A 12835-nucleotide genomic window follows, 5' to 3' on the forward strand; every position below is an offset into this window, starting at 1 on the left:
TGTTTGCGCTAGATTTGCGGCGGGAGGACCGCCATGACCTCGGACCGCGACCATCAAAGCCCCGCATCCTATGCCTCGCCGCCCTGTATGGCGCATGAACTCGCCGAGGGGTTCGACGGCGCATTCGTGGCCGTGGACGAGGAACAGCGCCGCGACGTCGCGCGCTGGCGCAAGGCCGAACGGCAGCGCCTGATCGCGGCGCGGCTGGCGTTCTCCGCCGAGGAACGGAAACAATGGTCGCAGGCGATTGCCGATGGCGTGATCGCGCAAGCGGGCGGTTTCAAAGACCGCATCGTCAGTTTCTACTGGCCGTTCCGGGGCGAGCCGGATCTCAGACCGCTGATCGATCATGTGCTGGCGGAGGGCGGGACCGCGGCGCTGCCGGTCGTCGTCGAAAAGGGCCGTCCGCTCGTCTTCCGGTCATGGCGGCCCGGCGAGGCGCTGGAACCGGGCGTCTGGAAGATCCCGGTTCCGAAGGACGGGCGCATCGTGACGCCCGATATCGTGCTGGCGCCGGTGGTCGGCTTCGACGAGAGATGTTTCCGGCTCGGCTATGGCGGCGGCTTCTTCGACCGGACGCTTGCCGGCATGTCCGCAAAGCCGCAGGTGATCGGCGTCGGCTACGATTGCCAGCGGATCGCGACGATCTTCGCGCAGCCGCACGATGTTCCCATGGATGTAATCGTGACGGAGGGCGGCACGGTGCGGCGGAGCGTGCCGGACGCCGGAAAGTGACGTGACGTCGTGCCGCCGAAAGGCCGCGCGATGCCGGATTCGGGCGCAAAAATCCCGGAACGCGGGGCTTTTTGCGCTGCGACTTAATGAAGTCTTTGCTCTTTTCGACAAGGATTGCCGCGAACCGACTTCGCGGGCGGCATGAAGCCCCGGCGCCTGACATGGATGGCAAGCCTCGCCGATGACCGGCTGCTTGCCCGGTCCGCAGCACGCCCTTTCAAACACGCGCGAGAGTCATCCGGTGCCTGTCCATCGTCCGACGCCAGAACTTCACAATTCCGCACAGGTCTTCTGCTACCTGGAAGGCTTCCGCAAGGAACGCCGGCTGCTGCTCGGGCTGTTCTTCATCGCCGCGCTCGCACCAGCCTATTTCGCCGCCGATTTTTCCAATCTGATGCCGTCCACGCTGTTGCGGCTGGTTCCGGCCATCGGCGTGGCGCTGGCCGCCGCGTCGGTCCTGGCCGTGATCGAACTCTACCGGTCGATGGCGCGCAAGCTGATCAAGCTTCACGGCACCTATTCGATGATCGACAGGCAGAACCGTATCGATCCGCTGACCGGGGCATTGTCGCGGAGCTGCTTCCTCGATGCCTATGAGGAGGCGCTCGCCAGGCACCGCAAGCGCGGCTCCGTCGCGCTGGTCGTCATCGACATCGATCATTTCAAGCAGCTCAATGACGGGTTCGGCCATCCGGCCGGCGACCAGGTGCTCGAATTCTGCGCCCGGGCCGCCAAGGATGCCTTCCACCAGGCGACGGTGGGCCGTCTCGGCGGCGACGAATTCGCGGTCTTCTTTTCGCATGAGGAGGAGATTTCGGAAGCCTATATCGAACAGGCCTGCGAAACCCTGCTCGCCACCTTGCGCGACGGGGTCTATCTGAACAGCCGGCGCCAGCCGCTCTCGGCCTCGATGGGCATCGCCGTCTCGCCGCGCGACGACACCAATATGCGCGTCCTGATGTCCCATGCCGACATGGCGCTCTACCAGACCAAGCGCAACGGACGCGCCGGATGGTCGTTCTTCCGCAAGGACATTCTCGGCGACATGCGCCACGAGCGCTTCGTCGAACGCGAATTGCGCGCGGCGATCCTGATGCAGCAGCTGTCCGTGGTCTATCAGCCGATCGTCGACGGCGACGGGCAGCTGAATTCGCTGGAGGCGCTGGTGCGCTGGGACAATCCGGTGCGCGGCACGATCAGCCCGGCGGAGTTCATCCCGGTCGCGGAAAAATCGAACATGATCCACGATCTCGGGGTTTTCGTGCTCAGCCGAGTATGCCGCGACCTGCCGGAATTGCCGGATGTGCCGGTCAACGTGAACGTTTCGGCACGGCAGTTGCGGCTGGCCGAATTCAAGCGCGACTATCTCGACGTGCTGGAAAAGCATGGCGTCGAGGCCCGCAACATCATCCTGGAGATCACCGAGAGTTCGCTGCTCGAGACGTCGGAGAAATTCGTCAAGCGGATCGACGATCTGCGCGCGGCGGGTTTCAGGATCGCGCTCGACGATTTCGGGCTCGGCTACAGCGAGTTCAACCAGCTGCGCACGCTGCCCTTCGACATCATCAAGATCGACAAGTCGTTCATCCAGAATATCGGCCTCGATCGCGTCACCGACGTTTTCGTCAGCGCGGTGGTGCAGATCGCCGACCATCTCGACCGGTCGGTGGTCGCCGAGGGGATCGAAAGCGAGGCGGACGGCGTGCGCGCCGCCGTTGCCGGATGCCGGCTGTTCCAGGGCTATCATTACAAGCGGCCCGTCAGCCGCGAGGAACTGGCGCTGACATATGGCCGCCGTCCCATCCGCGCGGTCGCCTGAACGGCGTCCCGCACCGGCAACCGGGAAATCCCGGCGTTTGCATTGTCCGGCGCGGCGGACTACATGCATCCGACCAGCCGGCCGGACGGCCGCGCCCTCCATATGCCGAAAGGCGGCGGGCGAGGAAAGTCCGGGCTCCATGGGAACACGGTGCCGGATAACGTCCGGCGGGGGCGACCCTAGGGAAAGTGCCACAGAAAGCAAACCGCCCCGCCTGCCTTTTTCGCCGTAAACGGGCGCAAACACAGGCGGGGCAAGGGTGAAAGGGTGGGGTAAGAGCCCACCGCATGGCTGGCAACAGGCATGGCATGGCAAACCCCACCGGGAGCAAGACCGAATAGGGATGGCACAGGGCTTCGGCCCGGTTCTGTTTCCGGAATGCCATCCGGGTAGGTTGCTTGAGGCGGGCAGCAATGTCCGTCCCAGAGGAATGGCCGTCACGCCGGGGCTTGCCCCGGCCGTACAGAACCCGGCTTACAGGCCGGCTGGTATTTTTCCGCTCAACAAGGCGTGATTATCGCGCGCCGAGATGTGATCCCGAGTGAACGCGGCGCTGTGTATACGTGAGGCAAATGCAATCCTGTCGTGAGGAGGCTTTGTTGCCTGTCTACCGTTATCCCGTTCCGCCGGCGTCCGAAATCACGCCGAAATCCGTTTTTCTGAACCGCCGCGCCTTCATGGCCGGGGCCGCGGGCCTCGCGCTGGCGGGGGCGAGCGGGACCGCCCGGGCCGAAGAGGAGCGCCAGAAGCTTGCAACGGTTTCGAGCCCGCTTTCGACCGACGAGACGCCGAATAGCTACGAAGACATCACGACCTACAACAATTTCTACGAATTCGGGACCGGCAAGGGCGATCCGGCGAAAAATGCCGGCTCGCTGACGACGCGGCCCTGGACGATCGAGGTCGGCGGACTGGTCAACAATCCGGGCACGATCGACATCGAGGACCTGCTGACCAAATACACGCTGGAAGACCGCATCTACCGGCACCGTTGCGTCGAGGCCTGGTCGATGGTGATCCCGTGGGCCGGCATTCCGCTCGCCAGCATCATCGACAAGTTCGACGTGCAGGGCAGCGCCAAATACGTCGCCTTCGAAACGCTGGTGCGGCCCGAGGAAATGACCGGACAGAACTCGACCTTCCCGATCCTGCCCTGGCCCTATGTCGAGGGGCTCAGGATGGACGAGGCGATGCATCCGCTGACCATTCTCGCCGTCGGGCTCTACGGCGAAACGCTGCCGAACCAGAGCGGCGCGCCGGTGCGGCTCGTGGTGCCGTGGAAATACGGCTTCAAGGGCATCAAGTCGATCGTCAAGATCAGCTTCACCGAGGAGCAGCCGCCGGCGACCTGGAACATGCAGAACCCGCGCGAATACGGCTTCTATTCCAACGTCAATCCGAATGTGGACCATCCGCGCTGGAGCCAGGCGACGGAGCGGCGCATCGGTGGCGGGCTGTTCGCGAGCCGCATCGACACGCAGATGTTCAACGGCTACGGCGATCAGGTCGCTTCGCTCTACGAGGGCATGGACCTGAAGAAGTATTTCTGACGTCATGGCACAATCAAAACTCTGGACCGCGCTGCCCGACTGGGTGATCTATCCCGTCGGGCTGATCCCGGCGGTGGACCTTCTCTGGCGCGGCGTCGAGAACAGGCTCGGCGCGGACCCGATGAAGGTGCTGGAGCACGGGCTCGGCGAATGGGCCCTGCGCTTCCTGATCCTCGGTCTCGCGATCACGCCGTTGATGCGGTTCGCGCGCATCAACCTGGTGAAATACCGGCGCGCGGTCGGGCTGACGGCCTTCCTCTATGTCGTGCTGCACCTGGCGGTCTATCTGGTGCTCGACCAGCAATTCGACTGGCTGGCGATCGGCAAGGACATCGTCAAGCGGCCCTATATCACCATCGGCATGGCGGCCTTCGTGATGCTGATCCCGCTGGCGATCACCTCGAACAGCCTGTCGATCCGCAAGCTCGGAGCGGCCGGGTGGCGCAAGCTGCACAAGCTCGTCTATCCGGCGGCGCTGTTCGGCGCGGTTCACTATCTGTTGCTGGTGAAGGCGTGGCCGCCGGAACCGATCATCTATCTGGCGATCATCGCCGGGCTGCTGGCGATCCGGCTGGTCAAGCCGGCACGGCGCAGGGCGCGGGCGGCCTAGTTTTCCGATCGCAATTCCGAGCGGAAAACCGCTTCACACTTTTCCTGGAAAAGCTCTAGGCATCCCAGACAACCGGAACGGATAACGGGCCGCGAAAGGCCCAGCCGACGAAGGGGACGTCGGCGCCTTCGGCGAGACGCAATCCCGGCAGGCGGGCAAAGAGTTTCGGCAGCGCGACCTCGGCGATCAACGCGCGCGACGCCCATGCGCCGGCGCAGAAATGCGGGCCGGCCCCAAACGAGATCGTCTGCTGCAGGTCACGGGTGATGTCGAATTCCTCGGGGGCGTCGAAGATCTCCTCGTCGCGATTGCCCGAGCTGAACATGAAGAAAAAGCGCTCCTCCGCCTCCAGCGACACGCCGTCGACTTCGGCGTCGCGGGCGATGCGGCGCGGCGACATGCCGATCGGCGCGATCCAGCGCGCATATTCCTCGAAGGCCTGCGACCATGTCGCCTCGCCGCGTGCGATCAGCGCGAGTTGATCGGGATGGGTCATGAGGGCCCAGGCGGCGCCGGCGATGGCGTCGCGCGGCTCGTTCTGGCCGCCGGAAATTGCGAGCTTGATGTTGGCGCGGACCTGTTCGTCCGACAGGCCGGCCCGCATCTGCACCGAGAGCAGCGAATGATCGGGCGCGGCCTCGACCTGCGGCATGCGCTCGTCGATATGCCGGTCGATCGATGCCGTGCAGTCGTTGCAGCGCGCCTCGATTTCCGGGTCGCCGGCATAGTTGGCGCAGCCGTCGATCATGCCCTGGCTGACGCGGTTCATCTCGGCGAAATGCATGTTGGTGAGACCGGTTATCGCCTTCAGCGCCTCGGCGGATAGTGGCAGGGCATAGTCAGCGACCAGATCGGCCTCACCCTTCGGTGCGATGCCGTCGAGGATGCGGTCGGCGTTCTCCTCGAATCCGGCCAGCCACACCGTCTTGACGGTTTTCGGCGAGACGGTCGGAAAGATGGCGCGGCGTTCGGCGGCATGGGCGTCGCCATCCTTGCGCATCATGTTCTCGCCCATCAACTGCGTCATCAGGCCGCCGGGCTGGCGGGACGAGAAGATGTCGGTGCGTTTTTCGTTGACGAAGATGGCGTCGCGTTTCGTCATCAGCGTCGCGCCGAGCTGCGGCACATAAGCGACGGGACAGTCGCGGCGCATGATCTTCAGATCGGGATAGGGATCGCGCCAGAAGGCGTCAGGATCGATGTCGTAGACCGGCGCATTCGACACGTGCTCCTCCTCGAACGGTGTCCTGCATTTCGATGACCCGCGCCATCACGGGTGTCAAGGCGCGGGTCCGCCGCGGCTTCAACGCTTCCTTAAGGTTAACGGTTCACAAAGGATGGGATCCGCATGGCGCGGGGAGGGCTGTTTTTCGGATTGTGTCCCGTGATCCCATTGATTCCCATGTTCACCCATGATATCCCATAAGCACAAGATTCAAGCCGGGCAGAACTGCCTCATTCATCAGGGATTGCACGTTGCCCGCGAGGGGCGGGCGCAGCGTGACCTCGGGTCGCGTGACGTGCCTTTTGCGCTCTACACGCAGCTTCTTGATGGACGGCGCGAGGTGAAACCACCTTGTGCGGCACGATGAACGGAAAGTCTTTGGCGATGGCTTCGGGACGGGCCTTCAGCGGGACGGGAACGGCAGGTGTTTGGCGTGGACCGTTTTCTCTCGAACGCGGTGAACAGAATAGACTCCAAGGGACGGGTCTCGGTGCCCGCCCTGTTTCGCGGCGTGCTGCAGAAACGGGGCCTGGGGGAACTCTATGCGCTGCAGGCGATCGACATGGATGCGATCGACGCGGGCGGCATGGATCTTCTGGAGCGCTACGAGGCGCGGCTGGCGCAGGACGATCCTTTCCTTCGCTCCTCCGACGACATGTCCTTCTTCTGTCACGGGGATGGCGCGTTCCTGAAACTGGACAAGGACGGACGCATCACGGTGACGGATTTCATTCGCGAGCATACGGGCATAACCGACGAGATCGCCTTCGTCGGGCGCGGCCACTTCTTCCAGATGTGGGAGCCGGGCCGCTTCCACGCCTATCGCGAGGCGGTGCGTCAGCGCCTGCGCGCAGCGCGCGAGGCCTCGGCTTGAGCGCGCCCCATATCCCGGTGATGCTCGACGAGGTCGTGGCGGCGCTCGCGCCGGCGCCCGGCGACCATGTCGTCGACGGTACGTTTGGCGCCGGCGGCTATGCGCGCGCGATCCTCGGCAAGGGCGCGCAGGTGACCGGCTTCGATCGCGATCCCGACGTCATCCGCGATGCGGCTCCGATGCTCGCCGAGTTCCAGGGAAAGCTGGACCTGATCGAAGCGCCGTTCTCGCGGATGGACGAGCATTTCGGCGCGGCGAGTGTCGACGGCGTCGTGCTCGACATCGGCGTGTCCTCGATGCAGATCGACCAGGCGGAGCGCGGTTTCTCGTTCAGCAAGGACGGGCCGCTCGACATGCGCATGGCGCAGTCGGGGCTGAGCGCCGCCGACGTGGTCAATTCCTTTGCGGTTTCCGAACTGATCCGGATCATCGGCATTCTCGGCGAGGAGCGCCATGCGGGGCGCGTGGCGCGGGCAATCGAGAGGGAGCGCGCGGCCGGACGCATCGAGACGACCGGGCATCTCGCGCGCATCGTCGAAAAGGCGGTCGGGCGCGGCCCGAAAGACCGCATCCATCCGGCGACGCGGACCTTCCAGGGGCTGCGCATCTTCGTCAATGACGAGCTCGGAGAACTCGCCCGCGCGCTGTTTGCCGCCGAACGCATTCTGAAGAGCGGCGGCCGGCTCGCCGTGGTGACCTTCCATTCGCTGGAAGACCGCATCGTCAAGCGCTTCTTCCAGGACCGGATGGGCGGCGGCGGCGGCTCGCGCCACATGCCGGAAGTCGCGGAAAAGCCGGCGACCTTCGCCGCCGAGGGCAAGGCGATGCTCAAGGCCTCCGAGGCCGAGGCGGAGCGCAATCCGCGCGCCCGCTCGGCGAAACTGCGCGCCGGCACGCGCACGGACGCGCCGGCACTGCCGGCCGACATGGGGCTGTTCGGCCTGCCCGACCTTCCCTGGCCGAAAACGACAGACGGGAGACGGCAGCCATGATGCGCATCATCAATATCGCGCTGATCGTCCTGATGCTGGGCGCGGCGACCTGGACCTATAACGTCAAGCATGACGCGGAGCGCAATCTCAAGCAGATCGCGGAGCTGCAACGGCGCATCAAGCTCGAGAAGGACACGATCAATCTCCTGCATGCCGACTGGGCCTATCTCAGCCAGCCGTCGCGGCTGCAGCAGCTTTCCGACCTCTATGCGGATCAGCTAAATTTGCGCCCGACCGAACCGCAACAGATCGTCCATCCGAACGAGTTGCCGGCGCCGCCGGCCGTCCCCGCCGGGGACGGCATCGCCGACATCATCGCCGGCGAGATGCCGGATTCGGTGACGACCGGAAGCGTGAAGGGCAACTGAGATGGCGCGTTCGTTCCCGTTCCGGAAAGCCCGCAAGACGGTATCGGAGAGCCCGTCGGCGCAGATGCGCTCGCGCACGGTGATCGCCATCGGCTGCTTCGTGATGGTCTATGCGGCCATCGGCGCGCGGCTGGTGCAGTACGGGATGACCGAGGTGGACGACGCCAGCCACTATATCGCGAACGACCGCACGCTTGCCGCGCGGCCCGATATCGTCGACCGCAATGGCGACGTGATGGCGACCGACATCCGCGTCGCCTCGCTTTACGGCGAGCCGCGCCGGATCGTCGACGCCGACGAGGCCGTCGAGGCGCTGTCGTCGGTGCTGCCCGACGTCGATTACAAGGAGTGGCACCGCAAGCTGTCCTCGGGCGCGGGTTTCGTCTGGCTGCGCCGCGAACTGACGCCGCGCCAGCAGGCCGACGTGCTGGCGCTCGGCATTCCGGGTATCGGGTTCCGCACCGAAACGCGCCGCTTCTATCCCGGTGGACCGGTCGCGTCGCATATTCTCGGCCTCGTCAATATCGACAATGCCGGCATTGCGGGATTGGAAAAATATATCGACGACCAGGGCCTCGGCACGCTGCAGGATCTCGGGCTCGACGTCGGGACGGATCTCGCGCCGGTGAAGCTTTCGATCGACCAGCGCGTGCAATACGCGATGCGCGACGAGCTTTCCGCGGCCATCGAGCGCTACCAGGCGATCGCGGCCGGAGGCGTGATCCTGAACGTGCACACAGGCGAAGTGATCGCCATGGCGTCGCTGCCCGATTACGATCCGAACAATCCCTACAACGCGCTCGACAAGGACCGGCTGAACCGCATGTCGGCCGGCGTCTACGAGATGGGCTCGACCTTCAAGAGCTTCACCACGGCGATGGCGCTCGATTCCGGCAAGGTGAAGATCACCGACAAGTTCGACACCAGTCCGTTCCGGGTCGGCGGTTACACGATCAAGGAATTCCACTCCAAGCACCGTCCGCTCAGCGTGCCGGAGATCTTCGAATATTCCTCGAATGTCGGGTCTGCGCGCGAGGCCGACCTGATCGGCATCGAGGGTCACAGGGCCTTCCTGACCAAGATGGGGCTGCTCAGCCGCCTGCACACCGAGTTGCCGGAGGTCGCCATGCCGACGCAGCCGAAGGAGTGGAAGAAGATCAATTCGATGACGGCCGCCTTCGGCCATGGCGTCGCGACGACGCCATTGAATACGGCGGTTGCCGCCGCGGCGCTGATGAATGGCGGTTACCTGATCCCGCCGACCTTCCTGCCGCGTACGCAGGAAGACGCGATGCAACTGGCGAAACGCGTGGTCAAGCAGAAGACCAGCGACGAGATGCGCTACATGTACGAGTTGAACGGCAAAAAGGGGTCCGGGCGTCAGGCGCTGGTGGAGGGCTATCACGTCGGCGGCAAGACCGGGACGGCCGAAAAGGTCGTCAATGGCCGCTATGTCGGCAACAAGCGCTTCAACGCCTATCTCGCCTCGTTCCCGATCGACCACCCTGATTATGTCGTGCTGGTGGTGGTCGACGAACCGAAACCCGTGCCGGGTTCCGGCCAGGGCGCGACGGCGGCCTCCAACGCGGCGCCGACCGCGGGCGCCATCATCCGCCGCGCCGCGCCTCTTCTCGGCGTGATGCCCGAGTTCGGCGAGGGCGATGATGCCTTGCTCGTGTCGTATTGACGGTTAAACAGGCGTAGGAAACAGAATCACGGATACCGGGCTCGCAATGCGTTTGCAGGATTTCGACGGACAAGTATTTGCAGACGCCGCGACACCGGCGGGCGAGGTGGAGTTTTCCGGCGTAACCGCGGATTCGCGCAAGGTTGCGCCGGGCGACCTGTTCGTGGCGCTGGCTGGCGTCAAGGCCGACGGCGCGGCCTTCGCCAGGGCGGCGGCGGATGCCGGCGCGGCGGCCGTGCTGTGCGCGACCGGCGCCGATGTCGGCGAGCTTGCCGTTCCCGTCATCCGCAGCGACGACCCGCGCCGCGCGCTGGCGCTGATTGCGGCGAAGCTCTATGCGCCGCAGCCCGAAACCGTGGTCGCCGTCACCGGAACGGCCGGAAAGACCTCGGTCGCCTCGTTCACCCGACAGATCTATGCGCATGCCGGCTTCGATGCCGCGAGCATTGGGACGACCGGCGTGGTGTCGCCGAACCTGACCATCGAGGGCTCGCTGACGACACCCGATCCGGTGGTGCTGCACACCGTGCTGCGCGATCTCGCGAAAGCCGGCACGACGCATGTCGCAATGGAAGCGTCCAGCCACGGGCTCGACCAGCGCCGGCTCGATGGCGTGAAGCTTGCCGCCGGCGCGTTCACCAATCTCGGCCGCGACCATCTGGATTACCATCCGACCGTCGAGGACTATCTCGCCGCCAAGCTTCGATTGTTCGACACGCTGCTCGCCAAGGGTAGCCCGGCGGTGATCTTTGCCGACGATCCCTATTCGCGGGCGGCCGAAGAGGCGGCGGCCAAGGCCGGTCTCGAGGTGCTGACCGTCGGCCGCAGGGGCGATTTCATCGACCTGAAACGCGTCGAGCACGAGCGCTACCGCCAGGAAGTCGAAGTGACCCATGGCGGCGCGACCTATCTGTTCAAGCTGCCGCTGGCGGGCGAATTCCAGGTCTCGAACGCGCTGGTTTCGGCGGGACTGGCGATCGCCACCGGCGTCAGGCCGGCGGATGCCTTCGCGGCGCTGGAAGGGATCGAGGGCGCGCCGGGGCGACTCGATCTCGTTGCGCATCTGCCGAACGGGGCGCTGGTCTATGTCGACTACGCCCACAAGCCGGAAGCGCTGGAACAGGTGCTGTTGTCGGTGCGGCCGTTCACCAGCGGCGAGATCGTCGTGGTTTTCGGCGCCGGCGGCGACCGCGATCCCGGCAAACGGCCGATCATGGGCGAGATCGCCAGCCGGCTCGCCAACCGGGTCTACGTCACCGACGACAATCCGCGTTCCGAGGAAGCCGCCGCCATCCGCGCGGCGATCCTGCAAGCGGCACCCGGCGCGACCGAGATCGGCGACCGGCGCGAGGCGATCCGCACGGCAATCGCATCGCTTAAGCAGGGCGACACGCTGATCATCGCCGGCAAGGGTCACGAGACCGGCCAGACGGCAAAGGGCGTGACGGTGCATTTCTCCGACCACGAAGAAGTGCGGACGGCAATCGGCGAGGTCGCGGCGTGAACGAGGAAGCAGCCGACACAATCGCCATCGAACCGTTGTGGACCGGCCAGGACATGGCCGACGCCATGGGCGCGCGCCCGGTCCACGGACTGCCAAATGCGGTGACCGGCATTTCCATCGACAGCCGGACGCTGCAACCCGGCGACGCGTTTTTCGCGATCAAGGGCGAGAATTTCGACGGTCACAATTTCGCGACGGCGGCGGCGGCCGCGGGCGCGTCGGTGCTGGTCATCTCGGAAAACAAGCTGCCGGCGCTCGGCCGGCTGAACCTGCCGATGATGGTCGTTTCCGACGTGCTCGACGCGCTCGGGCGGCTGGGGGCGGCGGCGCGGGCGCGCTCGAAGGCCAAGATCATCGCGGTGACGGGATCGGCGGGCAAGACGACCACCAAGGAAGCGCTGCGCCACGTGCTGGAAGCCTCCGGCAAAGTGCATGCCTCGGCGGCGTCGTTCAACAATCACTGGGGCGTGCCGCTGACGCTGGCGCGCATGCCTGCCGACACCCGGTTCGGCGTGTTCGAGATCGGCATGAACCATCCCGGCGAGATCACGCCGCTGGTCAAGCTGGTCAGGCCGCATATCGCCATCGTGACGCTGATCGCCGCAGCCCATCTCGGCCATTTCAAGGACCTCAACGAGATCGCGCATGCCAAGGCGGAAATCTTCGGCGGGATCGCATCCGGCGGCGCGGCGCTGATCAATCGCGACGACGGCAAGTTCAACCTGCTGCAGAAACTGGCCAAGGCGGCCGGCGTCGACAAGATCTACGGCTTCGGCGCGCATGACCGCGCCAAGGTGCGGCTGCTCAACGCGAAATATCTCGACGACTGCACGACGGTGACGGCGCGCGTCTTCGACGAGGAGGTCGCCGTCAAGATCGGCGTGCCCGGCCGGCACATGGTGCAGAACGTGCTCGCCGTGCTCGGCGCGGCGAAGCTTTCCGGCGCCGACATGACCAAGGCCTGCCACGCGCTGTCGACGCTGGAACCGGAGAAGGGGCGCGGCCAGCGCCACAAGCTGCAGGCGGGCAACGGCACCTTCACGCTGATCGACGAGAGCTACAACGCCAATCCGGCCTCGATGGAGGCGGCGCTGGACCTGCTCGCCACCGCACCGGTGGAAAGACGCGGACGGCGCATCGCGGTTCTCGGCGACATGCTGGAACTGGGCCGCCACTCGCGCGATCTGCACGAGCGGCTCGCCGATCCGATCGTGTCCGCCGGCGTCGACCGGCTCTACCTTGCGGGGCCGGAGATGAGGGCGCTCGCCGACAAGGTGCCGAACGACATTTATTGCGAGTACGAAAAATCGGCCGACGATCTGGTCGGATCCCTGATGGCGACACCGCAGGCGGGGGACGTCTTCATGGTCAAGTCATCGAACGGGATCGGGTTTTCGCGTATCGTGAAGGCGTTTCTCGACAAGTATCCCCGCGCGGGCGGGTGAGGGAAAAACTCCGCAGGATCGGCCTG

The 12835-nt window shown here is 65.3% G+C and carries 11 protein-coding genes and 1 other RNA gene; 11 read left to right on the plus strand and 1 reads right to left on the minus strand.

Going from position 1 to position 12835, the window contains the following annotated elements:
• Positions 1 to 33 precede the first annotated feature (33 nt).
• The 5 genes from IG169_RS12205 (at position 34) to msrQ (ending at position 4714) form a co-directional block, all read left to right on the plus strand.
• Entirely contained in the window at positions 34 to 735 is a 702-nt protein-coding gene (locus tag IG169_RS12205; RefSeq protein ID WP_193176488.1) for a 5-formyltetrahydrofolate cyclo-ligase, read from the plus strand.
• A 241-nt stretch (positions 736 to 976) separates the two neighbouring features.
• The gene (locus IG169_RS12210; protein ID WP_193176489.1) at positions 977 to 2554 is read left to right on the plus strand and encodes an EAL domain-containing protein; all 1578 of its coding nucleotides are present in this window, start codon (positions 977 to 979) and stop codon (positions 2552 to 2554) included.
• A gap of 73 nt (positions 2555 to 2627) precedes the next feature.
• Positions 2628 to 3047, plus strand: an RNA gene (gene rnpB, locus IG169_RS12215) — RNase P RNA component class A.
• A gap of 106 nt (positions 3048 to 3153) precedes the next feature.
• The gene (gene msrP, locus IG169_RS12220) at positions 3154 to 4104 is read left to right on the plus strand and encodes a protein-methionine-sulfoxide reductase catalytic subunit MsrP (RefSeq protein WP_246717339.1); all 951 of its coding nucleotides are present in this window, start codon (positions 3154 to 3156) and stop codon (positions 4102 to 4104) included.
• A 4-nt stretch (positions 4105 to 4108) separates the two neighbouring features.
• Complete coding sequence (msrQ, locus tag IG169_RS12225) at positions 4109 to 4714, plus strand: protein-methionine-sulfoxide reductase heme-binding subunit MsrQ (protein WP_193176491.1); 606 nt, start codon at positions 4109 to 4111, stop codon at positions 4712 to 4714.
• A gap of 55 nt (positions 4715 to 4769) precedes the next feature.
• Here msrQ and IG169_RS12230 read toward each other — a convergent pair whose 3' ends face one another.
• Positions 4770 to 5939 (minus strand): cytochrome P450, encoded by a 1170-nt coding sequence (locus IG169_RS12230; protein ID WP_193176492.1) that lies wholly within the window; start codon positions 5937 to 5939, stop codon positions 4770 to 4772.
• A gap of 433 nt (positions 5940 to 6372) precedes the next feature.
• On the opposite strand from IG169_RS12230, the gene mraZ reads away from it, so the two are divergent.
• From mraZ to IG169_RS12255, 6 genes are read left to right on the plus strand one after another with little or no spacing between them, the layout of a single operon-like run.
• A complete protein-coding gene (gene mraZ, locus IG169_RS24065; protein WP_343225644.1) occupies positions 6373 to 6813 on the plus strand; it encodes a division/cell wall cluster transcriptional repressor MraZ in 441 nt (146 codons plus the stop codon).
• The gene (gene rsmH, locus IG169_RS12235; protein WP_281435917.1) at positions 6810 to 7805 is read left to right on the plus strand and encodes a 16S rRNA (cytosine(1402)-N(4))-methyltransferase RsmH; all 996 of its coding nucleotides are present in this window, start codon (positions 6810 to 6812) and stop codon (positions 7803 to 7805) included. The genes mraZ and rsmH overlap by 4 nt, the downstream gene beginning before the upstream one ends.
• Positions 7802 to 8173, plus strand: a complete 372-nt coding sequence (ftsL, locus tag IG169_RS12240; RefSeq protein ID WP_193176494.1) for a cell division protein FtsL — start codon at positions 7802 to 7804, stop codon at positions 8171 to 8173. The genes rsmH and ftsL overlap by 4 nt, the downstream gene beginning before the upstream one ends.
• Position 8174: 1 nt before the next feature.
• Entirely contained in the window at positions 8175 to 9860 is a 1686-nt protein-coding gene (locus IG169_RS12245; RefSeq protein ID WP_193176495.1) for a peptidoglycan D,D-transpeptidase FtsI family protein, read from the plus strand.
• Positions 9861 to 9906: 46 nt separating this feature from the next.
• Entirely contained in the window at positions 9907 to 11364 is a 1458-nt protein-coding gene (locus IG169_RS12250; protein ID WP_193176496.1) for a UDP-N-acetylmuramoyl-L-alanyl-D-glutamate--2,6-diaminopimelate ligase, read from the plus strand.
• A gap of 26 nt (positions 11365 to 11390) precedes the next feature.
• Positions 11391 to 12809 (plus strand): UDP-N-acetylmuramoylalanyl-D-glutamyl-2,6-diaminopimelate--D-alanyl-D-alanine ligase, encoded by a 1419-nt coding sequence (locus IG169_RS12255; protein ID WP_193176597.1) that lies wholly within the window; start codon positions 11391 to 11393, stop codon positions 12807 to 12809.
• Positions 12810 to 12835 lie beyond the last annotated feature (26 nt).

The sequence above is a fragment of the Oricola nitratireducens genome, assembly GCF_014904745.1.
Classification (GTDB): domain Bacteria; phylum Pseudomonadota; class Alphaproteobacteria; order Rhizobiales; family Rhizobiaceae; genus Oricola; species Oricola nitratireducens.